Source organism: Huintestinicola sp., assembly GCF_051882455.1.
In the GTDB taxonomy this organism is placed as follows: Bacteria; Bacillota; Clostridia; order Oscillospirales; family Ruminococcaceae; genus Huintestinicola.
The window spans coordinates 2,921-28,962 of sequence record NZ_JBJERV010000046.1; the positions used below are offsets into that span (position 1 = coordinate 2,921).

19 protein-coding genes and 1 CRISPR repeat array are annotated in these 26,042 nt (G+C 48.3%); of the genes, 5 read left to right on the forward strand and 14 right to left on the reverse strand.

What is annotated here, in order from left to right; all coding sequences use genetic code 11:
* The first annotated feature begins 21 nt into the window (after positions 1-21).
* Positions 22-3,406: a CRISPR direct-repeat array (repeat unit 33 nt; unit sequence ATTTCAACTCACACACCCCACACGGGGTGCGAC).
* Positions 3,407-3,554: 148 nt separating this feature from the next.
* The 14 genes from cas2 to ACI4J0_RS06130 form a co-directional block, all read right to left on the reverse strand.
* Positions 3,555-3,845: a CRISPR-associated endonuclease Cas2 gene (gene cas2 / locus ACI4J0_RS06065; RefSeq protein WP_439764918.1), complete on the reverse strand. Its 291-nt coding sequence runs from the start codon at positions 3,843-3,845 to the stop codon at positions 3,555-3,557.
* A gap of 16 nt (positions 3,846-3,861) precedes the next feature.
* A complete protein-coding gene (cas1c, locus tag ACI4J0_RS06070) occupies positions 3,862-4,992 on the reverse strand; it encodes a type I-C CRISPR-associated endonuclease Cas1c (protein WP_439764919.1) in 1,131 nt (376 codons plus the stop codon).
* Positions 4,919-5,584: a CRISPR-associated protein Cas4 gene (cas4, locus tag ACI4J0_RS06075; RefSeq protein ID WP_439764920.1), complete on the reverse strand. Its 666-nt coding sequence runs from the start codon at positions 5,582-5,584 to the stop codon at positions 4,919-4,921. Before cas4 ends, cas1c begins: the two co-directional genes overlap by 74 nt.
* Entirely contained in the window at positions 5,571-6,446 is an 876-nt protein-coding gene (gene cas7c / locus ACI4J0_RS06080) for a type I-C CRISPR-associated protein Cas7/Csd2 (protein ID WP_439764921.1), read from the reverse strand. The genes cas4 and cas7c overlap by 14 nt, the downstream gene beginning before the upstream one ends.
* A 28-nt stretch (positions 6,447-6,474) precedes the next feature.
* Positions 6,475-8,259: a type I-C CRISPR-associated protein Cas8c/Csd1 gene (gene cas8c, locus ACI4J0_RS06085; protein WP_439764922.1), complete on the reverse strand. Its 1,785-nt coding sequence runs from the start codon at positions 8,257-8,259 to the stop codon at positions 6,475-6,477.
* The gene (gene cas5c, locus ACI4J0_RS06090; protein WP_439764923.1) at positions 8,250-8,957 is read right to left on the reverse strand and encodes a type I-C CRISPR-associated protein Cas5c; all 708 of its coding nucleotides are present in this window, start codon (positions 8,955-8,957) and stop codon (positions 8,250-8,252) included. The genes cas8c and cas5c overlap by 10 nt, the downstream gene beginning before the upstream one ends.
* 14 nt (positions 8,958-8,971) lie before the next feature.
* Positions 8,972-11,080, reverse strand: a complete 2,109-nt coding sequence (cas3, locus tag ACI4J0_RS06095) for a CRISPR-associated helicase Cas3' (protein ID WP_439764924.1) — start codon at positions 11,078-11,080, stop codon at positions 8,972-8,974.
* Positions 11,081-11,440: 360 nt separating this feature from the next.
* A complete protein-coding gene (locus ACI4J0_RS06100; protein WP_439764925.1) occupies positions 11,441-12,292 on the reverse strand; it encodes an aldose 1-epimerase family protein in 852 nt (283 codons plus the stop codon).
* Between the two features lie 18 nt (positions 12,293-12,310).
* A complete protein-coding gene (locus ACI4J0_RS06105; RefSeq protein WP_439764926.1) occupies positions 12,311-13,057 on the reverse strand; it encodes an NYN domain-containing protein in 747 nt (248 codons plus the stop codon).
* A gap of 38 nt (positions 13,058-13,095) precedes the next feature.
* Positions 13,096-14,232 (reverse strand): transglutaminase domain-containing protein, encoded by a 1,137-nt coding sequence (locus tag ACI4J0_RS06110; protein WP_439764927.1) that lies wholly within the window; start codon positions 14,230-14,232, stop codon positions 13,096-13,098.
* A 107-nt stretch (positions 14,233-14,339) separates the two neighbouring features.
* On the reverse strand, positions 14,340-15,005 hold the full coding sequence (locus ACI4J0_RS06115; RefSeq protein WP_439764928.1) for an HAD family hydrolase: 666 nt from the start codon (positions 15,003-15,005) through the stop codon (positions 14,340-14,342).
* 24 nt (positions 15,006-15,029) lie between these two features.
* Positions 15,030-15,674: an HAD family hydrolase gene (locus ACI4J0_RS06120; RefSeq protein ID WP_439764929.1), complete on the reverse strand. Its 645-nt coding sequence runs from the start codon at positions 15,672-15,674 to the stop codon at positions 15,030-15,032.
* Positions 15,675-15,690: 16 nt separating this feature from the next.
* On the reverse strand, positions 15,691-16,278 hold the full coding sequence (locus ACI4J0_RS06125; RefSeq protein ID WP_439764930.1) for a DUF308 domain-containing protein: 588 nt from the start codon (positions 16,276-16,278) through the stop codon (positions 15,691-15,693).
* A 20-nt stretch (positions 16,279-16,298) separates the two neighbouring features.
* Complete coding sequence (locus ACI4J0_RS06130; RefSeq protein ID WP_439764931.1) at positions 16,299-17,342, reverse strand: CAP domain-containing protein; 1,044 nt, start codon at positions 17,340-17,342, stop codon at positions 16,299-16,301.
* Between the two features lie 248 nt (positions 17,343-17,590).
* On the opposite strand from ACI4J0_RS06130, the gene ACI4J0_RS06135 reads away from it, so the two are divergent.
* From ACI4J0_RS06135 to ACI4J0_RS06155, 5 genes are all read left to right on the forward strand, one after another.
* Positions 17,591-18,853 (forward strand): FecR domain-containing protein, encoded by a 1,263-nt coding sequence (locus ACI4J0_RS06135; protein WP_439764932.1) that lies wholly within the window; start codon positions 17,591-17,593, stop codon positions 18,851-18,853.
* Between the two features lie 25 nt (positions 18,854-18,878).
* Positions 18,879-20,411: an InlB B-repeat-containing protein gene (locus ACI4J0_RS06140; protein WP_439764933.1), complete on the forward strand. Its 1,533-nt coding sequence runs from the start codon at positions 18,879-18,881 to the stop codon at positions 20,409-20,411.
* An 85-nt stretch (positions 20,412-20,496) separates the two neighbouring features.
* Entirely contained in the window at positions 20,497-21,459 is a 963-nt protein-coding gene (locus tag ACI4J0_RS06145) for an AEC family transporter (protein WP_439764934.1), read from the forward strand.
* 145 nt (positions 21,460-21,604) lie between these two features.
* Positions 21,605-23,032 carry a hypothetical protein gene (locus ACI4J0_RS06150; RefSeq protein ID WP_439764935.1) on the forward strand — a complete coding sequence of 476 codons (1,428 nt, stop codon included), beginning with the start codon at positions 21,605-21,607 and terminating at the stop codon, positions 23,030-23,032.
* A gap of 204 nt (positions 23,033-23,236) precedes the next feature.
* Positions 23,237-26,041, forward strand: a complete 2,805-nt coding sequence (locus ACI4J0_RS06155; RefSeq protein ID WP_439764936.1) for a glycoside hydrolase family 3 C-terminal domain-containing protein — start codon at positions 23,237-23,239, stop codon at positions 26,039-26,041.
* Position 26,042 lies beyond the last annotated feature (1 nt).

The following is a 26,042-nucleotide window of genomic DNA, read 5'->3' on the forward strand; positions in this document are numbered from 1 at the left end:
TTTTGATTCTGAATCAGACAAATTTCAACTCACACACCCCACACGGGGTGCGACGGGAATTATAATATTTTGATTCTGAATCAGACAAATTTCAACTCACACACCCCACACGGGGTGCGACGTTAAATCAAATAAAGCCTGATAGACAAACTACATTTCAACTCACACACCCCACACGGGGTGCGACGCTATAAAAAATGGCAAAGAGGTAGTCGATAGAAATTTCAACTCACACACCCCACACGGGGTGCGACTTTGCCTTGCTCTTCCTGTCCTGTCTTTCCAAGATTTCAACTCACACACCCCACACGGGGTGCGACGTGGTGGGGCATATAATGGTTCTAATGATTGGGAAATTTCAACTCACACACCCCACACGGGGTGCGACTTCCTCAGGAGTTGTACCGAACCAGGTTGTACCATTTCAACTCACACACCCCACACGGGGTGCGACTGAATGGAGGATGGTGGGAGGGAATCCAGTAGAAATTTCAACTCACACACCCCACACGGGGTGCGACTCCAGTCTGGAGAACCATATTTAACTCCTGGCGATTTCAACTCACACACCCCACACGGGGTGCGACCAGGTAAAAATCACGTAAAAATAGCCAAGACTAATTTCAACTCACACACCCCACACGGGGTGCGACTGTATGTTATATCAGTATTTGACCGGAATCCATAATTTCAACTCACACACCCCACACGGGGTGCGACATATTACAAAATCGCTAAACAAAGAATTTTAAAGATTTCAACTCACACACCCCACACGGGGTGCGACTCAGCAGCGTTATCGGTAACATCAGTGGTATCAAATTTCAACTCACACACCCCACACGGGGTGCGACTGCATTATCTGCATTAACCTAATATTTTTATTTGGATTTCAACTCACACACCCCACACGGGGTGCGACTGGAATACATATTGGCAATTTCAGGGTAATAAAATTTCAACTCACACACCCCACACGGGGTGCGACATGGAACTTTGACTGATAGGGATTATGTAGTTACATTTCAACTCACACACCCCACACGGGGTGCGACCAGGTTGCTATTATTGATACAGCTTCTGAATAATTATTTCAACTCACACACCCCACACGGGGTGCGACTATGAGAAAACCACATATCCTAATTGTACTGGTATTTCAACTCACACACCCCACACGGGGTGCGACCCATTTAAAAATCTAAAAATTCCATAATTTTCATATTTCAACTCACACACCCCACACGGGGTGCGACGCCTTAATCCTTTATCATTTCCCAGAGAATAAATTATTTCAACTCACACACCCCACACGGGGTGCGACTTAATGGTAAAATCATTCTTCCAGACGGGTCAGAATTTCAACTCACACACCCCACACGGGGTGCGACGATAGAAAATATCAGTTAAGGCAAATAAAATCAGATTTCAACTCACACACCCCACACGGGGTGCGACTTCCAGGAATACACCATAATCAACCCCGTAGCTATTTCAACTCACACACCCCACACGGGGTGCGACAAACCTTTTAGCCGTAATAAATGGTGAAAAAATAATTTCAACTCACACACCCCACACGGGGTGCGACTTAATGGTAAAATCATTCTTCCAGACGGGTCAGAATTTCAACTCACACACCCCACACGGGGTGCGACATATTTTTAGCTTTCATTTAATTTGCCTCCTAATATTTCAACTCACACACCCCACACGGGGTGCGACTCTCCGCCTGCTGTTGCAGACTATGACTTAAAACATTTCAACTCACACACCCCACACGGGGTGCGACTTAATATAATTATATCACTTTGAAATATTATTGCATTTCAACTCACACACCCCACACGGGGTGCGACCATAATATTAAAATTGATTAGTGTATAGCCGTATATTTCAACTCACACACCCCACACGGGGTGCGACGACATTGTTCTTTATTTTTGATATACTATAATCATTTCAACTCACACACCCCACACGGGGTGCGACGTAATTTTTGATGTATAATAGAAATGCTTCTCGTGATTTCAACTCACACACCCCACACGGGGTGCGACTAAAAGATTGCACGAATATCAATATTTTTGCGAATTTCAACTCACACACCCCACACGGGGTGCGACTCTGAAAATCGTTATTAACATTTATAGCGATGAAATATTTCAACTCACACACCCCACACGGGGTGCGACCTGTTCTAAGATGTGAATTATATCGTCATCTGTATTTCAACTCACACACCCCACACGGGGTGCGACACCAATCATAAATTCTATCACAGGCGATATTACATTTCAACTCACACACCCCACACGGGGTGCGACTTCCTATAAGTGATAAAGGTCTGAGTACACATAATATTTCAACTCACACACCCCACACGGGGTGCGACCGTATTGTGGGATTGAGATGACTGATGACGAGAATTTCAACTCACACACCCCACACGGGGTGCGACCAAAAGCAGAAAGTTTTAATTGTAGAGGGCGAGAAATTTCAACTCACACACCCCACACGGGGTGCGACTCTTTAACTCCTCGCCTACTTCGATAAACCAATATTTCAACTCACACACCCCACACGGGGTGCGACGCATTTTACTTTTTGCAGATTCTAATTCACTATATTTCAACTCACACACCCCACACGGGGTGCGACTGCAGTGGAACCTGTCATTAAATCAGATTCCTCAGATTTCAACTCACACACCCCACACGGGGTGCGACTTTGTTTCCTTAAGAAATTTCTTAATCTGATCACATTTCAACTCACACACCCCACACGGGGTGCGACAACAATAGCCCTATCATAAGAAATTCACGCCGTCAGAATTTCAACTCACACACCCCACACGGGGTGCGACGGTTCATCTGATGTCGCAGGGTCTGCGACTTCGGATTTCAACTCACACACCCCACACGGGGTGCGACATCAAGGGACGATATCTCAAATATCAAAGGAATTATTTCAACTCACACACCCCACACGGGGTGCGACTTTCAAACGTTCCGAAATACCGGCGGCTTCGGACGATTTCAACTCACACACCCCACACGGGGTGCGACTATAAACGTTGTAAGGAGGCTTGGATATGTCAAATTTCAACTCACACACCCCACACGGGGTGCGACATCTCCTCTGTTTTCCAGCCTGCAAGAGCCATATATTTCAACTCACACACCCCACACGGGGTGCGACCCGCTGTTTTTGAAGAAATCACAGGCATAAATACAATTTCAACTCACACACCCCACACGGGGTGCGACTGCGGTATTGCAGTGTATTGCTCGGTATTGGCGTTATTTCAACTCACACACCCCACACGGGGTGCGACTCCCGTGCAATCACGTCCTTCATTAACGATAGTCAAATTTCAACTCACACACCCCACACGGGGTGCGACTCTATATGTAGTGCAAAAATAGAGCCGACACCCGAAATGGAGCGGACAAAGCGGATAAAATGTATATTTCAGCGTATATCGCCCTAAAATATACACAAAATCACATATATCACCTTGGGATATCCGATATCAACCGAACTTCGCAGACCTACAGAATAATAACGCCCTCAGGGTCATAGGACTCCTTGACCCCGAAATGTTCTATTTTATTCTGCCACTTGTTACCGAGGTAATAGATACGCAGGCTGTCACGGGAATTGTCCATTATTTTCAGCAATCGCTCCTTGACTTTCAGGAATGTGCCGTAATCCACATCTATCTCGAAAACGGAGTTCTGTACACGCTGACCGTAATTCACACATTCCTTTGCGATTTTTCTGAGTCTCGTCCTGCCTGCCTTATCCGCAGTGGAAACGTCATAGCTGACTAAAGCCATCATACCGAAAACACCTCCGTTACTTGAGCAGAAATGACGGATATTCGTCAATTTCGCCGCGGATAAATTTAGCAAGCAGACTGCTCTGAACAAAAGGGAGAAGACCCAGAGGTATTTTCTGTTTAAGATAGGGGTGAACTATCACCGAGCGCTTTTTTTCCTGCCACAAAGTCAGGACCTTCTTTCTGCCTTCCTTGGTGAGCATGACCGCACCGCTGACCTGTACCTCAAAATCCTCCGCCTTTATCTGCCTGAGATTTATGATAGTTATAACAAGTCTCTCGATAATACACCGTGCCTCTTCCACCATATCGCAGGCAAGAGAGCATCTTCCGGGACGCAGCTCATGGTAATATCCCACATAGCTGTCAAGCCCCACGCTTTCAAGAGCAGCGGAAAAATCGCAGGTGTAAATGGTGTACAAATAGGACAGCAGCGCATTTATCCTGTCAAGAGGAGGACGTTTCGTGCGGTAAGCCATTCTGAAATCCTCCCTCTGCTTCACAAGCATACGGTCAAAAACATCAAAATAAGCCTTAGCCGCACTTCCCTCCGCACCAAGTATCTCAAGCTTGTCATTATACCCGAAAACAGCCGCCGCCGACTCACCCAGACGGCTGATACAGCCGCTGACCGACCCGTCATTATCGATCTCGGGATAATCTCTCAGCGACCTTTTCAGAACTGCGCAGGAATTTGCAAGCTTTGCCGCCACGGTATTTCTGATAAGCCCGAGAGTTTTTTCGTTAATGCCGGTTTCCGGCGATGAAAACATCTTTATCTGAGCAGTTCTCAGCAGAACATTTCCCCTGACCGTCCCCTGAAGTCTCCCCAAAAATCTGCCCTGAGGGGATATGAAATTCAGCGCGATCCCGCATTCACAGAGCTTTCCCATCAGAGCAGGAGAACAGCCAAGATACGAAAAACAGAACACCGACTCTAGATTTGCAAATGGCATACGGAAAACCTGCTCATCGGACATTTTAATAACGATATTCTCCCCGTCCAGCGACAGATAAGCGTCCTCCTCGGTAATATAAAGAGTATTCAGCAGTTTTTTTATCTCTATCCCCCCATTACTCCGCCAGCATCTGACGGATATTTTCCTTAACGCTGTAGCTGTCGCATTTTGGCATACAGACGTTTTCAAGGGAACAGCCGCCGCAGTGCTGTCCCTTTTTTCTGAGGGGTATCTCTCCGCTTTCGAGAATATCCCTCATCTGAGAAATAAGCCCCTCAACAAGCTTATAGTATTTTTCATACTCGCTGTCAAAGGGAAGAACAGTACGTTTTCTGACATCCGCATAATAAACCGCCCCTTTGCAGTTACAGCCGAAAACCTTGTCAGCGCAAAGCTTCTGAGCAAATACCTGAACCGAATCGGGAAGAGATATCTCCCCGTCCTTGGGACGGGTGGGCTTGTACTCGACCAACGTGACCGTGTATCTTTTTCCGTCCCTGCCGATATAGTCACCGTTTTTGTCGGGAGAAAACTCAATGCAGTCGGAAACACCGTAGATATCCAGCTCATCATTGTACAAGGTCACAGCCGTCATAGAATACCCGTTTCTGCACATTCCCCCATCGCCGCTGTGAACACGCTCGTGGATAATATTGCCCATTACCACCGAAGCATTTTCCGCCCAGTCCACGTTTATCTCCAGAAGACCGAACCTCCTCGGGCAATACAGAAAATGCTGTATTGCCCTGATATTCACCGAACGGCTGTTACAGCTTTTCAATCAGCTCAACACCTTCGGGCATATTTCTGTCAATGGTGATAACATAATCCGAAAAGCTTCTGGGAACACGCTTTTCATCGGTGGGAGTGAATGTGCAGCTTATCTTATCGCTGAGAATATGCGCAGGGCAGTTTCCGAGAGCGTTTGAATGCTTGAAAACATAAAGCTTTCTCATACACATCTTACCTCTTGCGGCGCTTCTGTCGTGCTCGAACATATTGATTATGGCAGTCCATAAAAGCTCCAGATCCTCCTCGGAAAAGCCTGTGACCTTCTGAGCGAGCATTGCCGAAACATAACCCTCTGCACGGTAAAGTCCGTAAGGAACATAATGCTTTTTGCCCATTTCAGTCCTCTTGCCCTTGTCGTTAAAATCGGCGTCCGTGGTGATCGCCTGTCTTGTAACGGTTATATCCTGCTCAAAAACAGGGTCTAAGCTCTTTGCGAAATTTATCTGCACGGGACCTCTGACAATGCCGCAGGGATCGTCTCCCGTGCTCATTACAGCGCCGAATGTACGGACATCAAAGTAATTTTCGCACATATGCTTTCTTGCCCGCTCCACATCATCGGCATTTTTGCCCTTCTGCTTCTTTTCAAGACCGCACTCCTCATAAGCCGCAGTAAATTTTGAATTAAGTGAGCGGTCAGCCTTGATAAGAATGTTATATCCGGGCTCCCCCTCCTTGAATATCTCCACGAAGTTGCGTATCTTTCTCTTGAGGCAAACATCTGTCACAATGCCGTGAGCAGTTTCCGAGTCGATTCTCGGGAGATTGCCTGCGTCGGGGTCGCCGTTGGGATTGCCGTTTTCCACATCAAAGAGCATAACAAATTCGTATCTGTTTTCAATAGCTGACATAATAAAAACTTCCTTTCAAAATCAAATATTATTCTTTATCCGAGCTATCAGCCGATTTTCTTTTAAGGAAAAACTGCTGATAATAGCCTATCATAAACGCACCCTGCTCCTCAATTGAAAGAGCGGACGGGAAATTTCCCTCCATAAGATTTATTATCTCTCCCAAAAGATAGTTGTAATAATCGCTGTCCAGCTTTTTCAGATGGTTCTGAGCCAGCATGATAAGTCTGGGAAAGACCACCGAAGGCTTTGAGCAGGCAGACGCAAAATAGGAGTCCTTAATGCTTGAATTAAGGTCGCCCTGAGCCTCTCTCTGAATTTTCTCAAGGACAGCGAAAAGCCGTCCGCAGAGATACGCCTTATCCTTTCTGTTTTCATCAAGTGCCACTGTAAATTCCTCCTTATAATTTCTGTTAAGACACGCTTTGATGATTCCCACGCGCCTTGGATTTATTTTCCTGTACTGATCATCCTCGGTATCGCTGTCGGTCTTGACTCTGTTAATTACTGCCGCCAGCAGACTGTCGGGATATCTTCTGCCTAAAAAAATACTGTCCATAAGAGCCGAAATAAGGGGCGGCGGCGCCTGCTCCTTTGAAACGGGAGAGACAAGCTCAGCCGTAAGCTGAGACACCGTAACAGGCTTGTCACCCGAACCCATAGAAATATCCCTCTGATGCCTCAGAACATTTTCAAGTATCCTTCCGAAGGAGTCTCTGTAACAGAATTTCATACAAACTCGTGATGAATTGGGCACAAGTCCCGCAACGTAATAATCCGCCGAACCGTCAGTCACTATCTCGCTCATATCAAGAGCGTCCCCCTTCTGGATATGCCCCATGACCGACTGTATCTGAGGCTCAAGCGCAGCAGCACTTACGCTGTCATCAAAGGCAAAGAACCGCAGGAAAGCGTCCTCCTTCTCGGAATTTTTGTCTGCGGCAAAGAATATGACCGTCATGGAGTCAATGTAAGCCTTGTTTGTATACTTCTGAGTGTTCGGGTCAATGTGTGAGGTCAGATAGTTGAAAGCCTCCGTATATTTAGACATTGACTCCTCGGAAATATTGCTTGTATACGCCTTTGTTTTACCGTAGGACTCCCCTGCCGTACTGTTAACGCACACAAAGGTGCCTGCCTTCTGACCGAGAATACCCTTGACATTATTATGCAGCTGAGCGATCTTTCCTCTTTTGCCCGATACCGCACATATCTCGTCACCCTCTGAGCTTTCCTCCGCAACATTCTCAGAGCGTATTTTTTCAGCAATGCAGTCAGCATCATGCAGAGGTTTTCCGCTAAAGCCCTCCTGTACGAAATAGAACCCGGCGTCTTTAAGATTTTTTCCAAGGCTCAGAATTAACGGATTTTCCTTTTCATCTTCCGGAACAAACCCTGTTAGAAAATTTCTGAACGCATTAACAACAGGCTCGTCCATACCCTCTATAAATTCAAGATTTTTCTCCTTGAACTTGTCATTTGCAAGCTTGTCCGTGACCGAAAGGGTATTGGTGTCGGGGTCGTAGGAAAGTCCGAAAATATACTTTCCTCTGTGGTCTATCCTGTAAGCCTTGATGGACGTGGATTTTTCCCTGAACGGAAACCTGCACATAACAGGCTCATACTCCGTTTTGACCCTACCCTTTTTGTCTGTGACTGTTTTTTCCCTGCGAATGTCCGTAATGCCCGTTATCTTTCCCTCGGGAGAAAGGGATATGGCATACTGTACGGGAACAGCGGAAAATCCCTTTTCATTCACCTTTCCCTCCGCCGCCAGCAGATCGTAATAATCGCACAGCGCCTTTATAAGCATAGCGTATCCCTCCTGTACCTCGCCACATCAATGACCCCGTCTGTCAGATGAGGGTGATAATAAACAGCGTCAGCCGAGTCGGAGAATTTTCCGTTAACTGGAATGCCCCCGTCCTTAAATTTCATACCGTAAAGCATAATGCCCAGGTCTCTGTCCCCCGCCAGCAAGGGCGATATCTCATCAAGCGGCAACTCCTCAGTAAGCCTTATGCTTTTAACTGAAAACTCTCTGCATCCGAAAACAGGCTGCTTGAAGCACTGTCCGTTTCTCAGCCGCCTCAGCAGGATATTGTAATGCTTCTCCTCGCCCTCGTCCTCATTGTCGCTTTTTATCCCCGTCAGCTCAAAGTGAAACTCAATGCCGTACCGAACATTTTTAAGCACCATTCCCGCCCTCTGGCTGATGTTCTCCTTGGTGAATATCTCGGGGCTCTCTCCGCCGTTCATAGCGCTTCTGACCTTGTTAAAGGATATCTTTTCCTTGACCTCATTTCGCCTGATGTTTTCAAACTCGATGGGATTAAAAACCACTATCCTGTCAATGACATAGCGGATCGCAGGCTTCCAGTAAATGCATTTTATCATACCCTCCAGCGCCCCGGGAGTAGGAACATCATAGCTCACTCTTTCTATTTTTTGCTCGGGGCGGGTAAAGCAAGCATAATCCCCTTCGGCAATTATCTTAAATCCATAGCCCAAATTCATCATTCCTTTCAAATTATATTTATCGTATTTCCGTCCGCATCAAGACCCCTGTCTCTGCTGTAAAGCCCCGGGTCTGTGAGCCTGTATACCCCCGTGCCCATATCCCCGATAACACCCCTCTCCAGCATATCCCGAAACTCGCGGAAATGAACTGTCGCCGTATATCTCTGCAGCCTTCTCAGCACGCTCCTGTCTCCATATGAAAGCCTGTCAAGCAGCTCTTCGTTTTCCTCGCAGGGGATAACGATCCCTACCGTGTCACCGTCTATCATATTGTCAAATCTCTCGCTGTAATCCCTGAACGGTATGCCGTCAATGCTCTTTACCTCGTAAGAGATAGTATTCTCGGCAATATCGTCTCTTCTGACAAAATAAAGCCTGTTATAATATTCGGTTATCACCTCAGGCTCGGCAATATTCCTTCCGCTCTCAAGAAGCCCCCTTGATATCTCAGCCCTCACGCCAAGGTCGCCGTTTTTCGGCATACCCTCCTCGCCGATAAAAATATAGGTAAAGCAGTTGTCCTTCCTGCCCTCACGATTGCACCTGCCTGCCGACTGCAAAATGCTGTCAATACCTGCAATTTCACGGTACACCGCCCTGAAATCCAGGTCAACCCCCGCCTCGATAAGCGACGTGGAGATAACTGTAATCTTATTGCCGCAGCGAAGCGCCTCCCGAATTTCGGCAATAAGCCTTGTGCGATCATTCGGGGTAAGATAGGTGGACAAGCAGTAAATTTTCCTGTCCATACCCCTGCACATATCATAAAGCCTGCCTGCCGCTTTTCTGCTGTTAACGATAATAAGTGAGCTGTCATTTTCCTCGGACATCTGAGCAAGCTTAACCCAAGCCGTCTGCCCCAGGAACCTGAAGCCGCAGTTTCTGAACGCCCCGAACTCCGACTTGTCGGAAATAAGCTCGTCATATCCACAGCCCTTAGCATATTTCCCGAAAAGCTCCCCGAAATCGGGCATAGTAGCCGACAGGAAGAAAGCCTCGCTGCCAAGGAACTTCACCGCATACCCCACCGCCCTCAGACAGGGCTGTAAAAATGGTATGGGCATCATATGCACCTCGTCAAAAACAATAACGCTGTCGGCAATGTTGTGAAGCTTTCTCAGCCTGCTGCTTTTTCGGTGATAAAAGCTCTGAAAGAACTGTACATTTGTGGTGACAATAAGGGGAGCGTCCCAGTTTTCGCATACCCTTTTCAGCTTGTCCGAGGTAAGTCCGTTTTCATCGTCCTCATCGGGGCAGTAATTTGAATGGTGCTGAACAACAGGAAGCACATCTCCGAATATCTCATTGAAAATTTCCGCCGTCTGCTCGATAATGCTCGTGTATGGGATAACATAGATTATCCGCTTTCTGCCTTCCGAAACCGCCTTTTCCAGAGCAAGCCTTATGCTGCAAAGGGTCTTTCCGCTGCCTGTGGGCATATTCAGAATATGTATCCCCCTGCTGCCGCAGGAACCCAAAGCCTGTTCCTGAAGTCCTTTTCTCGCCTTCTTCACCACCGTGTCCGCCGAAAACCCGCTAAGCTTTTCACGAACACGTTCAAGCGCCTTATCAAGCTCCCCCGTAACCTCTCTGTCAGTATCGGGGCTGCAGAACCTCTCCGTATCGATAAAATCCGCGTCTGTCAGACAGGAAAACAGATATCTTGTAAAGAAAGCCGACCTCTCGATAATTTCGGAAATATCCCTTCCCGCCCCATCGGTTATAAGCTTCATAAGCCCCGACATATCGGGCATTTCGCGCCTGAACCGTTCCCCACGGGGCAGATGATCCGAAACGTCCTTGTTAAGAGCAGCATGAAGGGTACCGTCATCGGGCGAATCATTTTTTGCTCCTCCGTTTTGCAGTCCCGAGTGATGTCCCGCCGCACAGTACGCAAGCAAGAACGCCATAGGCTCATTCTTATTCCTCATTATCTCCGCCGCACCGCAGCAGGCGTGTTCACAGCGAATTCTCTCCCCCTCGAGCCGCCTCTGAAAACCGGGTCTGCATTTTCCGATATCGTGTATCCGCCCAAGATAATAAGCCGCATTTTTCAGCTCCGGGACCGCAAATCCCGAAGCAAGCCTTGCAACTCCCTCAAGGTGCTCCTCCAAGGTCTGTTTTTCGCCATTGTTGCCGATGTGTGCAAAAATTTCCGTATCGCATCACTTCCTTTTGTCTAATTATAACACATTTCCAAAACAAAGTGATTTTTTATAACAAAATGGACTAAAAAAAGTTCCATATGAATTTTTGTGAGGAATATAAAAAAGCTCCTCCCGAAAAAACGGAAGGAGCCGGTCTGTTGAAAAAGCCGGAATCTTGCATCAAAAAAATCATCTACAAAATTTGGCTTTGATACGTAAGTTACCGAGCCACAAAACAGGGAAATTATTGTTATTTCACCAACGAGATGGCTTCAGCGACACGCTGACTCCTCCCGAAAAAAACGGAAGGAGCCGAATATCATAGACTTATTTTATCTCAATATCAAATAAAAAGCTGTAGCTTTCGCCGGGAGCAATATGCTTTGCATGGGGCATATCCGTAAGCTCCTCTGTGTCGCAGCAGTAAACGGGAGCGCTCGCCCATGGCTCAAGGCACACAAAATGACCTCTGTCGTCATACGGCGACCAAACCGCAATGCAGCCCGAATTATCATAGCTTACCGTTACCGATTTACCGCTCTTTCTGCTCACCAGAGACACCTTAGACGAAGCAGGCTTGTCCTTCAAAAACACATCGTTTTTAAAAAGCTCTCTCGTCACCGCGACCTTATTATCATTGTCAAGCACCGTAACGCCGAACTCGTCCTGAGTAATTGTCTCGTTCTTTTCGTAAACAACATCATAATCCTCAAATGTGCTGTCCTTGTCCGCCTCAAAGGGGCAGAGAAATCCGGGGTGACCGCCCACAAAGAAGGGCATATCGCCTTCACCCGTGTTCTTAGCCTCCATGGTAACAGAAAGCCTGTCACTCGAAAGCACATACGTGACCGCAAACTCAAAATCAAAGGGATATTTCGCCTTAGTCCCCTCATCTGAGCATATTTTCAGTGTCACGCTGTCCCCCCCGACACTTTTCTCGCAAAACTCCGTATCTCTCGCAAATCCGTGATTTGAAAGAGCGTATTCCCTGCCGTTTACGGTGTATTTCTTGCTTTTTGTGTTGCAAACAAAGGGAAAAAGCAGCGGAGCGTGCCGCTTCCATACGTCCTCGGCAGTCCAGATATATTCATTACCCAAAGCGTCCTTCAAGGAGTGAAGCTCGCCGCCGAAGCTGTCGATAACAGCTGTAAGCTTGTCAGATCTGATTGTGTACTGCATAAAAAATACCGCCCTTCATCAGTTGTTTTTCCTGCGAATGTAAATAACCTTCACATTCCCCTTTTCCGAGGGAATGGAGTAGACCTCAAAAATGCCCATGGATTTAATAAAAGGAGTAAGCTTCTGAAATCCGAAGCTGCGGACGTCAAAGCTGGGATACCGCTTTAAAAGGATATTTCCCACCTCGCTGAGAGAAGCCCAGCCGTCCTCGTCTGACACCTCGGAAATAATGGCGCAAATAGCCGAGCGAATGGTCTTCACCTTTAAGACCTCGTGTTCGCCCTCGGATTTTTCCTTCTCCTGCTCAACGTTCTCAGCCGGCTCGGAGCTTTCGCCCTGAGCCAGTATCTCAAGATAAACGAACCTGTTGCAGGCGGAAATAAATGGGGTGGGAGTTTTCTTTTCTCCCATACCGATAACGTACATGCCCGACTCTCTGAGCCTTGCAGCCAGGCGGGTAAAATCGCTGTCGCTTGAAACGATGCAGAAGCCGTCCACATTTCCCGAATAGAGAATATCCATAGCGTCTATTATCATAGCGGAATCGGTAGCATTTTTTCCCGTAGTATAGCTGTACTGCTGAATGGGAGTAATGCTGTGATTTAAAAGCGCCTGCTTCCATGAACCCAGCGCAGGACGGGTCCAGTCGCCGTAAATCCGCTTGTATGTGATGATGCCGTCGTTGGAAAGCTCGTCCAGAATGGGCTTGATATATTTTTCCGAAACATTGTCAGCGTCAATGAGCACCGCAAATCTTTTATCCATAAAATATTGACCAACCTTTCCGAATGAAGTAAAGAAGATCACGCCGCCTTATTCAGACGAATAGCCTTTCTCACCTTGGCAGGCTTGTCATATGTGCCCACACTGAAAATAAGCTTTCCGTCGGAAATATAGATATCGTATATCTGTTCATTGCCCGAAAGCTTGGGAGAATAGACCTTGTATATCTTCTTTTTCACCGTGTCATAACGATAAATGGTATCGGGGCTGTTAAAATAAACGCTTTTTCCGTAAACGGCAGTCTGAGAAAAGGGAACAGTCCAGTCTCTGCCCTTGTCAGCGTGCCATACCCCGTGAATATCATAGATGTGCCTGCTTTCGCCGCTTTCAAAGCTGTATCTGTTCAGCCCTTCTCCGTTGGTATAGTACCAATAACCGTTCAGATAGCTTATCCTTGTGTTGGACTCAGTCCAGAAAGCGTCGGAATAGAAGCTGTCATCAGCCTTTTGAGCCTTGAATGCCTTTGCGTGCTCGATCCCGGGAGCCTTCATACCCTCGTCGCTCTGGAGCAGCATATTGTGGAAAACGGTATTTTTAGTTACCTCCGCCGAATCGTCCCAGGTAACGTCCACATGATACCATTGCCCGTCAACGCATACCATATTCCAGATATGGTCGTCGGTAGTAACGCTGATACAGGGAATGCCCAGCTTATCCATAAAATACTGAAAGCCCAGCGAATAGCCCACGCAGACCGCAGAACGGTCGGCAAAAGCGTCATAGATATTTCTGCCGTATTCGGTATCGGAGCCTTTGTAATAGGTGATATGAGCCGCCAGACGGTCGTGCACGTAAAGGATCTTCTCCTCGTCGCTCCATTTTTTCTTTATCCCGCTCATAACTGACTTTGAAAACTTTTCTATCTTCTTGCTTCTGCCGTCAAGCTGACCGTAGGAGCAGTTGTAAACAGGCTTGAAAGCCAGGATATGGTCCTCGGTCCTGTAGCTGATGGACGCCTGTATAACATTAACATAATAAAGCTCGGGCTCATTCATAATGACCGTAGTGTAAATATCCTCAAACTCCTCATAGCTTACGTTGAAATCGGAAATATCCACTTCCTCCTCAACGAAGCTCTCAAGAGTGCTTTTGAAAAGCTCAGCCAGAGCTATCTCATTCTTGTTATAGCCCTTGACCTCATACAGTTCATCGCTCACACAAGCCGAAGCGCCCCCACAAATGCAGGAAGCGGCAATAAAAGCAATAATAAAAGAAACAGCCGTTTTAAGAAATTTACTCAACAAAACACCGCCTTATAATTTTGTCAATTGCTCATAAGCATAGGCAGGATATCTCTGAAGCTCATCATAAAAATATCCGCTATCTGCTTCATAGTAACATAATCCTCGGAGGAATATTCGTCGTAAACCGCCGCAGTGACCATACCCGCGTTGCCCGCGCTGACAATGCCCTTTAAAACGTCCTCAAAAACCGCACATTCCCAAGGTGGAACGCCTATCATTTCAGCCGCCTTGAGATAGATATCCGGGTGATCCTTGTCCGCCCCGACCTCATCGGTGGTAATGAATGCGTCAAACATACCGTAAACGCAGTTTCTCCGCAGAACAGGCTCGTAAAGCCGCCTGGGAGAAGCCGTAGCAAGAGCTGTCTTTCCACCCCTTGCCTCGATAAGCCTCAATGCCTCCTCAGCGCCGTCCTTGAGGAAAATATTGTATCTGTATTCCTTTTCCGCCATCTCGTTGCATTCCGAGCGAAGCTGTTCAAGAGAATATCTGAGCCCCTTAGAGCAGAAAAACTCCAGCACTTCCTCATAGGTCATAGCCGCAGCCTGATGAAGCTCCCTGTCGGAGAGCCTGATATGATTTTTCTCCATAATTTTCCTGTCAATGCTTTCCCACACGCCGTTTGAATTGACAAGAGTTCCGTCAAGGTCGAAAATAAAACCCTTTATCCCCGAAAAAACACCCACGTTCCGATGCCTCCCAAAATAAAATCAAAAAAGCTCCATAGCCTCCGTAAGCGAGCCCTTCAGCGCATAAAGCATAGGTATGATATCCTCATCGGGAGCTATCATATCGGGTATCATAACAGGCTTCATACCTGCGGCATATGCTGCTCTTATCCCGTTTGGCGAATCCTCGAGAACAAAGCATTCACCGGGACTTACGTCCATCTTTTCGGCGCAGGCAAGAAAAATATCGGGAAAGGGCTTGCTCCTGAGCCCCATATCCCCGCAGACAAAAATGTCAAAATATTTTAAAACGTCAATTTTGCCGAGAAACTCCTTGACCGCCCATTCTCTCGTAGACGAACCGACCGCGGTGATATAGCCCTTTTCCGTGACATATTCAAGCATCTCCCGAATGCCCTCTTTGGGCGGAAATCCCCTGTCACCGATGATCTCGTCGATATACCTGTGCTTTAGGTCCATCAGCCTGTCAAAATCGAAGTCTCCGTAAACCGAGCTGTATATCTCCCGTGTGCGCAGGCTGCTTGTGCCGATAGTCCTGAGGCTGACCTCTTCAATGCCCGAAAGCCCCATTTCCCTGCCCGCTCTTACCACCGCACGGTTGATTATCCGCTCCGAGTCGATCATAAGACCGTCCATATCAAAAATAATGCCCTGCGCACCGTTCATAAAGCGCATTTTCCTTTCATTCTGTACCTCTGAAATAGTAAAAATGCTTAGCCCTGCCTATCCATTCATACAGCAGCTCCGTGCCGTGGATAATGAAATATATACCCACCGCCAGAGGTATAAGATGGGTAAAGATCTTCTCTGCATTGACAACAACGATTATGCCAAGAACAACAAACACCCCCGAAAATATCATTCTCGGGATATACCATTCCTTTTCGTCCTTGTTTCTCTGGCAGGCTGCAAAGGCACGAACGCCCTCGCAGATCAGAGTAATGCCGCCGATAATGAAAACCAGCTTGCCCAGCTTGTTGAGCAGACCCGTGTTAAGCAGAAGGAAGCCCAGAGCGAGCCAGATAACGATGTCAAATCCGATATTTCTCTTTCCGAGCCTCTTTACCTGAGAGATACGCAGGATAAGAGTGATAACACCTGTTATCAGAGCGCACACGCCCAGAAAGCCCGAGATAGCACCGATAGCCTTTTCACGGTTAATAACAGCCATTATACCCACAATGACCATTCCGATGCCGGAAATAAGCCAGAGCAGCAGAAAGACCATCTTTTTTCTGTCCGCTGCGGAAGAGCTGCCAAAGATACCCAAATCAAAGCCTCCTTAAATTATCATTCGGAAATAAAGAGCTGTACCCAGCAGTTTGTAGACGGGTCATAGCCCACGCCTACAGATGTGTAGTTGGAAGAAAGGATATTCTTCTTGTGACCCGAGGAACCCATCCAGCAATCCATGACCTCCTGAGGAGTGCGCTGACCCATGGCAATGTTCTCGCCCGCATAGCCGTAGGGAACGGTTATGGCAGTAAAGCAGTCAGTGCCGTTGGGACGGGTGTGGGAGAAATAAGTGCCTATCTCCTCAGCGCGCACCTGAGCGTTTTTGCAAAGCTCGTCATTTCTCTTGAGAGCAGGCTTGCCCGCAGCAGCTCTTTCCTCGTTGATAAGACGAATGACCTCGTCGATATAATCTGCCGCGTCAACAGAAGAGCTTTCCCCCGAAGAAGCTTCATTATCTCCCCAAATGTCGGAAGGACCCTGAGAAGAATTTTTTCCGCCAAGCTTAAAAGTGACCTTACCGTCCGAAGAAGAGCCGACCTTGATATCAAATTCAAGAGAAACAGAGCTGTCATGAGCGTCATATATCTTAAATGAAGCAGTTCCGTTCTTTCTGCCCTTTATTTTGAGATAATAGCCTTCACCGCTGCTGAGAGCGCTGCCCGAAACAGAGCATATGCCCGAATCTGAGCATTCGATCATCACCTCGTTTATATCTGTGTAAACATAAACGCCGACGCTGCCGCCCTTTTTAACGTTTACAACATTATCCTCCGACGCAGGAACAACAGTGACCTTGCACTTGTACTTTTTGCCGTTATATTTAGCATAAATGTAAGCCGTGCCCTCGCTTACGCCCGTGACCTTGCCCTTTGAATACTTAGCCACCTTTTTGTTGGACATAGACCAGGTTATCTTGCCGCCCGAGGTGCCGTTGAGCTTCAGAGAAGCGGACTGACCCACCTCAAGGGTAACGGAAGTCCTGTTGAGCCCCACAGTCTGAGCAGCGCTTACAGGCATAGCGCACCAAGACACCATACCCAGCATAAGAATAAGCGCCGAAAGGAATACAGCCAAAGATTTTTCCGCAGTAATTTTCATTATCACAACCGACCTTTCAAAAAATCCCCCGGAGAATGTATCAGCCCGGGATAAGACAGACCTCTCCATAATTTTCATAACAAATTTATTATACCAAATTTCCTCAGATAAGTCAATCATCTTTAATGAATTTTAACAACTGTCGGAAATCCTCAAATCCTGTTTGACAAATCCGTAAGGCTGTGCTATAATAAGAAGAAGTATATACACAGGGACGATCATATCCCGACCGAAGGAATGATTTTCTAATGAAAAAGCTTATGCATTTTCTCACAGAGCACGCGCTTTTGCTTGTCATATCAGCCATAGCCGCCGTGTCTCTTATACTGATAATAATCGTGTTCACCCTTGCAAGCTCGGGAAGCAGCGGCAGAAAGCTTTCCATCAAGGACATATCGGGCAGTGCCTTTATCCTAAAAAGCGACGGACAGATACCCGCTGACAAAAACACCGTGCTTGAGAGCGGTGACGTGATAATAACCGCCTCGGACGGCGAAGTAAAGCTTGCCGTGGATAAGGATAAATACATAATCATCGAACCCGACACCACCCTGTACGTAAACTTCACCGACATATCCGAAAAGGGCAGCGTTATCGTGAATATATCCGAAGGCTCGGCAATATGCCGCCTAGACTCGAAGCTGCCGAAAAATGCCGCCTTTGAGGTCCGCACCCCCAACGCCGTCATATCAGCCGCGGGAACTGTTTTCCGAACGGATTTCTCCTATCTTGACACCTACGGCGGACGTGAAGCGGTAAAGCTTACGGAGGTCGAATGTGCCCAGGGCTCGGTAGATATCCAGCTGTATGACGATAATGCCTCCCCCGCAGACCAGCTTATGCTGCTTGCCGAGGGAAAAAGCGCAAGGCTTATGACCTGTGCGGACGCAGCAAGATTTGAGTATCTCAACAGCGCTACCGACCTGTATTCCCTTTCCGAAAGCACCCTCAGAGCATACATCAGAATAGCGGCGGACCGTCCCCTGGCATATTCCCTTACCGACCTTAACAACGCATATCAGAGCGCACTGGGAATATCCGAGACCTTCACTCAGACCCAGCCGCTGCCCTCGGAAACGGCACCCCCTTCACAAACAGCAGAAAGCTCCGAAACAAGCTTTTCAACAGCGGTTATTACATCAGATATTTCCGAAACGACAATTTCGGCAGAGACCTCCGACACAAGCGAAAGCGTTTCTGTCACGGAAACGGAAAGCGTGACCTCCGAGTCCGCACCCATATCCGTAGCGGAGACCACCACAAAGGTCTACAGCGTAACCACAGCGCCGCCCGAAACAACCACAGCGCCGCCTGAGACCGTAACAGCCGCTTCTTCCGAAGCATCCGGGCAGACATCGGCGTCAATACCCCCGATAAAGCCTGCAGCACCCGTTACGACCCCCTCCGAGACCGCACCGCCCGTCACCGAGCCGTCCGTCTCCGAGACCACAGTCCCCGTATCAACGATCCCCTGGTGGGAGATCATAAATTCAGCCGCCCTCACCTCATAAGGAGAAAAGAAAGGAACCAAAACCAATGAAAACATATAAAACAGCCATTATCACAGGCGCCATCGCCCTTGTCGCCGTCATTGCCACCGTTATCATACTGAGTCTCGGCAATGCAGGCAGCGGACTTTACATCGCAGCAGTCTCGGGAGATGTGCTTATAAGCTCCCCCGACGGCGCGTCGGCAGCCGCAGCAGCAGACAGTATGCTTTCAAACGGCGATATCCTCACCGTAAACGAGAGCGGCTCCTGCCGACTTGTCTACCGCTCAAGAGGCAACGCAAACGATGAAAACTACATAGTTCTGGAGCCTTCCACACAGGTCTTTGTAACAGGCGAATTTAACGGCAAATCCGACAGCGAGCTTTTCCTGAACCGCGGCGCCGTGTTCGTAAGCTCCCAGACCGACTGCTCCGCCAACGTCATTGTCCGCACCGAAAGCTCCTCCTATACCACAAAGAAAGCGGTAATGCGCATCTCATATGATATGGGCGAGACTCAGACCGTAACAAATGCCGTATCCTTCGGCGGCAGCTCCGAAATAAACCTTTATGATTCACTTGGCAATCCCGTAGACAGAAACGGCTATAAGCTTCAGTCCGAGGTGCCCGAGATACTCGGCGAGGGCAGAACGTCCATAGTTGTAAGCGGCGAGGTACCCACCTTTGACAGCCTGAACGTTCCCGCTGTCCTTTCGGATTACAGCGCATCGACCCTGAGAGAGCTTTTCACCGCCTCCTCCTTTGGCGCACTTGCCTTCTCCGCCGAGGAGATAAAAACAGCATATGACAATGCTCCCGAGGATATGCCCTCCGCACCCGCAGTAACAGAGACAACACCCGCAGAAACATCTGTAACTACCCCCTCCGAAACAACTCCCTCCGAGACCACCGTTCCCGAAAGCGAGACCGAGGAGACCACCACCACTACCCCCTACACCACAACAGCTGCACCCCAGACCACCACAACACCCTACACCACCACCGCAGCACCCGTTACAACAACAGCGGCACCCGTTACCACCGCCGCACCCCAGCCAACAGAAGCACAACTCATCTCCGTTTATATAATCATCGAGGACGAGATAATCGTCCAGGAGGTAGAATACGGCGGAAACGCTTCCCAGCCCTCCGTTCCCGAGATACCGGGCAAGAAGTTCATCGGCTGGGACGGTGACTTCACAAACATAACCGAGGAGACCACCATTACAGCCATCTTTGAGGACGACCCCTCCTCCACAGGCGCTGCCGAGACTACCGCCCCCGACTTTGAAAATCCCTTCGAGAACTCAACAGCCGCAGACACCACTCTCCAGACCTTCACCGTGACCATCATCGTAAACGGTCAGTCCACCACCCAGAGCGTGCCCTACGGAGGCAATGCGTCTCTCCCCATCGTGTCCGTACCGGGATATACCTTCCTGGGCTGGGAGGGCAACAGCACCTTCATCACCTCCGATACAGTGATAACCGCAATACTTGTTCCCGACCCCACCTATAACAGCGACACCGAGACGACCACAACCGTTACAAGCTATATTTTCTCTGATGTCACACTGTAACATTCCCCAAAGCTGAATAAACCATACTGACCGTTCCCTGTCGGAGCGGTCATTTGGCATTTTATGTAAAAAAGGACGGCTTCCAATGAACGATCTTGTCTACAGCCTTAACGCCACAATGCCCGTGTTCCTGGTTATCCTTATCGGATATATCTTAAATCGCCTGGGAATGTTCACCGAGGGCTTCATCGCATCATCAAACAAATTCATCTTCAACGTCTGCCTGCCCGTAATGGTGTTTGCAGACCTTGCAAAGGAAAATATAATCGCCTCCTTCAACGGCAGCCTTGTAATATACAGCGCAGTCATAACAACAATTGCCTTTGCATTGATATGGCTCTGCGCAAGACTTTTTATCAAGGACAGATCAATTATCGGAGCCTTTGTGCAGGCGTCCTACCGCAGCTCGGTAGCGGTAATGGGCTTTGCCTTCATGCAGAATATCTACGGCAGCTCGGGGCTTATCCCCATGATAATAATCGGCTGCGTGCCCCTTTATAACATCTATGCCGTGACCGTCCTGACCTTTGAAGCCGAGGACGCCCGAAATGACCCCGACAAAAAGAATAAGCTGAAAAAAGCGGCAGTGGGAATAATCAAAAACCCCATCATCATCGGAATAATCGCAGGCTGTATCGGCTCACTGCTCAATGTTTACAGCATTATGCCCCCCATACTGGACAAGACCCTGACAAATCTTTCAGCCATAGCAACACCCCTCTCCCTTATCGTCATAGGCGCCTCCTTCGAGGGAAGGAAGGCAATAGCCAAGATAAAGCCCACCGCAGCCTGCTGCGCCGTAAAGCTTATCATAATGCCCCTTGTTTTCATCACCGCCGCAGTGCTGCTGGGCTTCAGGGACGAAGCACTGCTTGCCCTTGTGATAATGCTCGGCTCCCCCACCACCCCCTCCTGCTATATAATGGCAAAGAATATGAAAAATGACGGCGTGCTGACCTCAAGCGTAATAGCCGCCACTACCCTCCTCTCCTCGGTAACGCTGACCTTCTGGATATTCATCGTGAGAACAATGGGGTATATTTCATAGCCCGGGAAATATTTTCCAAAAAAGCTAAAAATGACAACAAAAGGTTACAGCTTAGCCAAATCACTTGAACCCCTTCCGGAAATCTGTTATAATGATGTTAATGAAAGAACACACCACGACCTTTTCAGAAAGGAGTTACATCATAATGAAAAGAAGCTCAGCAAAGCTGCTCGCCCTTGCCGCCGCAGCAGCAATGACCATAAGCTCCGCCCCCTTTGTCAGCGCAGCCGAATACGGCTGGCAGGAGATAAACGGCAGCAAAAAATATTTTATGGAAAACGACGAATACGCCAAAGGCATAGTTGTGCTTGACGGTGTCGCCCATAAATTTGACTCTGACGGAAATTACATCGGCATATATACAGGACTGGCGAAGCTTGGAAAGAAGACCGTATTTTTTGATAACGGGCTCCTTTACAGAGACGGCTGGCTCAAGATAGGCAGCAATACATATTATTTCTATCCCGACGGCGCCGCCGCAAAGGGAATAACGGAAATAGACGGCAAAACCTATTATTTCACCTCCACAGGCGCTCTGAAAAAGGAAAAAGCCTCCTATGAAGTCACCGCCGACAAGCCTGTGATACTCTCGGGACAGCGTGAGACCATACGCTTCACCGTAACAACGGACGATATAAGCACCGAAGCCTACTTCGGAAACATCGGAGCAGGCAGTCTCCATCAATTTAGAAACGGAAAATGGTACAAGGTCAAGCCCGACAGCGGCTACTGCATAGATGATATCGCTCATATCTTAGGCAACAGTAAGGAATACGGCACAAGCACCGAAAAGGTCACTCTTACCTTCACCCCCGAGGATTACAAGCTGGGACTTAAAACAGGACTTTACCGCGTGGAGATACCCATTTACACAAATGGCAGGACCGTCACAAAATACTGTGAATTTAACATCGTGGAGCCTGCTCAGGTCACCACTCCCCGAAGCGAGTATTACCTTACCGATACAAACGAGATAAGCTTTACCGTCAATGTAAACAGCGCCTCACAGATATATGCCCGTGAAGCAATAGAGCTTTTCTGCAAAAATGAAGAAAGCGGCGAATGGGAAAGAGTCTCCCCCAAGGATAATGTCCCCGCCTCCTCAGCCTCCTACGAAGTGACCGCGGGCACCTCAGTCACCTCAAAGCTTGACCTCAGCCGATACAGCAAAAATAAGCTTAAAACGGGAACATACCGTGCATCGATCGGTACGGGTCTCTCCTGCGAATTTAAGCTCATAGCCCCCTTTGAATGCTCCGCAGTGCAGACAGAAACAAAGAGCGCCCGCAACAGGCAGATAACAATGACCATCGTGAACGATACCGACAGACCTGTTACCCTCAAGGGCTACGGCACCCTTTACCGCCTTGAAAATAACAAATTCAAAAAGGTGGAGCTGAAAAAGGGCAAGAAGCTTGATACAGAGCTTACCGTCCCCGCAATGACCAAATGGGACAAGAGCTTTGTCCTTACCGATTACTACTCTCTCAGCAGCCTGAAAAAAGGTTCCTACTGCATACAGCTGAGAGACAGCAGCGGCTTTGTTAAATACGCATACTTTGACCTCAAGTAATTCTTGAAACATAAGTTCTGTAATTATTATAGCACATCCGTTTTGATTTGTCAAGTGTTTTTGTAAATTTTTTTGACCCCTGAGAATTTTTTCTCAGGGGTCAGTTTTTTTTGCAATATGTTGATACCACATAAATATCCTCATCTTGACATATGCGGTAAAATGCCGTAAAATAAAGAAAAAAAAATAATCGGAGTGATACCAATGACCGAAAAAAACCAGCCGCTCCCCTATCTTGACGAAAAGCTTTCATATAAGGAAAGAACAGCCGACCTGCTTTCAAGGCTGACCCTTGATGAAAAGATACATATGCTTTCCACACATCACCAAAGCGTTGACCGTCTTGGGATAAAGGAATGGTCCATCGGAACGGAATGTGCCAGAGGGTACGTTACCCACGAAAATGACCGTCCCTCCACCGTTTTCCCCCAGCCCATAGGAATGTCGTCAACGTTTGATACCGAGCTTATGGAAAAGATAGGCGATATTGCGGGAAACGAATTTCGCGCCTACTATAACCGTGACGGCAAGGGCGGACTTATGATATGGGGACCCACCGTTGATATGGAGCGGGACCCCAGATGGGGCAGAACGGAGGAAGCCTACGGCGAGGACCCCTTCCTCACAGGCGAAATGACCGCCGCATATACAAGCGGCCTCAGAGGAAATGACCCGAAGGTGATGAAAACTATCCCCACCCTCAAGCACTTCTGCGCCAACAACAACGAGAAACACAGGGGCAGCTGCTCCGCCAACATCGACCCGCGCCTGAAGCACGAGTATTACTATGCCGCATTCAAGCCCGCCGTAACGAAGGGCGGAGCATGGTCAATGATGGCAGCCTACAACGAGCTTTCGGGAGTTCCTGCTGTCTGCAATCCCGAGCTTCAGACCGTAGTAAAGGATAAATGGGGACTGGGCTTTGTGGTCTCCGACGGCGGAGATTTCTCCCAGAATGTGACCTATCACAAATTCTGCACCTCCCACGCAGAGTCTCTGGCGCTTTGTCTCAAAGCAGGCTGCGACGTAATGACAGATGTTGAGGAGCTTGTGACCGAAGCGGCATACACAGCCCTAAAAAAGGGACTTATAACCGAAAAGGACATCGACAAAGCGGTGGGAAACTCCCTCGAAGGAAGATTTCGTCTCGGAGAATTTGACAGCTCCACCCCCTTTGACAGCATTACCGCGGATATCATAAACTGCGAAAGCTCACGGGAAATAAATCTCCGCGCTGCCAAAGAAGGCGTTACCCTGCTAAAAAACAACGGCATACTCCCCCTGTCAAAGGACAAAATAAAAACGCTCCTTGTCTGCGGACCCAATGCCGATGAAAACCTCAGAGACTGGTACACAGGCTTTTCGACCTATGAATATTCCGTCCTTGACGGCTTTGAGCGGTCACTGGGGAAAGAAAAAGTCATCTATGACAACGGCTATGACAGGGTAGCCATAAAGTCAAAAGCAAACGGAAAATATCTCACCATTGACGAAAACGGCTGTGCCGTATGCTCCGCAGATACCATAGGCGAAGGGGAGATATTCGAGTACCGCGACCTTGACTTTGACGTGGTGAATATCTATTCCTGCGCCGAGAAAAAATATCTCACATTTACGGGCGATGTAAAAGCCGGGACCGAAAGAGTTTTTCAGTGGTTCACCACCGAAACTATCCACCGCCGCGACTTTAACGGATATGCCACATTTTTCTCGCGCACCCACGATGAAGTCGCCATAGATGAAACAGGAAAGCTTGTCTGCCGCCCCCACTCTGGAATGACCTATGAAAAGCTTTTTGAAATAGAGATGATCTCAAAGGGAACGGACAGAACAGCAAAGCTTGCGGCGCAGTCCGACGCGGTTATCCTCTGCGTGGGCAATCACCCTATGCAGGTGGCAAGGGAGTGCTACGACCGCCCCGACATCACCCTTCCGAAGCCCCAGCAGGAGCTTGCCGCCGCTTCTTACGGCGCAAATCCGAATACGGTAATGCTCATAGTCTCAAGCTATCCCTATGCCGTTAACCGCGAAAATGAAGTCCTACCTGCCATCGTCTATACCTCCCACGCAGGTCCCGAGCTTGGAAACGCCGTCGCCGCCTGTCTCCTGGGCGAATACAATCCCGCAGGAAGAACCCCAATGACCTGGTACACCTCGGTAAGAGAGCTGCCCGACATAACCGATTATGACATCATAAAAAACGACGTGACCTACCGCTATTACAAGGGAAGACCCCTCTATCCCTTCGGTCACGGGCTTTCCTATTCAAGCTTTGAATACTCGGGATTTACCATGACCTGTTTACCCGACAGCCATATCATCACAGCGGACATCGACATAAAAAACAGCTCCGAAACAGACGGGGACGAGGTAGTCCAGATCTATTTCAGAGCCGAGAGCAATAGGATAAAGCGCCCCATAAAGCAGCTGTGCGGATTTAAGCGCATACATATCCCATCGGGAGAAACGGTTCATCTTAGGCTTGATATCCCCAAATCAGAGCTTCAGTTCTGGGACGTGTCAAGAGAAAAATTCTGCCTTGAAACGGGAGACTACACCTTTATGGCAGGCGCCTCCTCCGAGGATATCAGGGAAACGGTAAAGCTTCATATCGAAGGCGAGACCGTCCCCCCCAGAGATATCCGTCGGCCTGTCAAAGCCATAAACTACGATGACAAGGGCACCGTAAAAATGCTCTGGTCCAAAACGCTTTCGGAGCATTTTATCCAAAGCGACGGCTATACCCCCTATCTCATTTTCCAAAACTGCGATACAGACGGAGTGACACTTCTTGAGCTGAAAGCCTCCGCCTGGGAAAAGCCCGAAACTGTGCGCGTTTATGCCGATAGGGTAAACAGCACCCCCATTGCCGAGATACCCGTCCCGCCCACCGACGGAATAGACGATTTCAGAACTCTGACCGTTCCCATAGCGCCGCTGTCAGATGAGCATACTATCATTTTCGAGCTTGGTGGCAGCTCTGCAATGCTTGGATTTAAAATGATGTAAC

What these genes read in the sequence shown, in the direction of transcription:
- cas8c (WP_439764922.1), bottom strand. Translation starts at nt 8,259, where the DNA reads ATGCTTATAAAGGCGCTGTGCGATTATTACGATCTGCTGGCGGCGGAG.
- ACI4J0_RS06105 (WP_439764926.1), bottom strand. Translation starts at nt 13,057, where the DNA reads ATGGATAAAAGATTTGCGGTGCTCATTGACGCTGACAATGTTTCGGAA.
- ACI4J0_RS06120 (WP_439764929.1), bottom strand. Translation starts at nt 15,674, where the DNA reads ATGAACGGTGCGCAGGGCATTATTTTTGATATGGACGGTCTTATGATC.
- cas7c (WP_439764921.1), bottom strand. Translation starts at nt 6,446, where the DNA reads ATGTCAGCTATTGAAAACAGATACGAATTTGTTATGCTCTTTGATGTG.
- ACI4J0_RS06135 (WP_439764932.1), top strand. Translation starts at nt 17,591, where the DNA reads ATGAAAAAGCTTATGCATTTTCTCACAGAGCACGCGCTTTTGCTTGTC.
- ACI4J0_RS06100 (WP_439764925.1), bottom strand. Translation starts at nt 12,292, where the DNA reads ATGCAGTACACAATCAGATCTGACAAGCTTACAGCTGTTATCGACAGC.
- cas2 (WP_439764918.1), bottom strand. Translation starts at nt 3,845, where the DNA reads ATGATGGCTTTAGTCAGCTATGACGTTTCCACTGCGGATAAGGCAGGC.
- ACI4J0_RS06155 (WP_439764936.1), top strand. Translation starts at nt 23,237, where the DNA reads ATGACCGAAAAAAACCAGCCGCTCCCCTATCTTGACGAAAAGCTTTCA.
- ACI4J0_RS06145 (WP_439764934.1), top strand. Translation starts at nt 20,497, where the DNA reads ATGAACGATCTTGTCTACAGCCTTAACGCCACAATGCCCGTGTTCCTG.
- ACI4J0_RS06140 (WP_439764933.1), top strand. Translation starts at nt 18,879, where the DNA reads ATGAAAACATATAAAACAGCCATTATCACAGGCGCCATCGCCCTTGTC.
- ACI4J0_RS06130 (WP_439764931.1), bottom strand. Translation starts at nt 17,342, where the DNA reads ATGAAAATTACTGCGGAAAAATCTTTGGCTGTATTCCTTTCGGCGCTT.
- ACI4J0_RS06150 (WP_439764935.1), top strand. Translation starts at nt 21,605, where the DNA reads ATGAAAAGAAGCTCAGCAAAGCTGCTCGCCCTTGCCGCCGCAGCAGCA.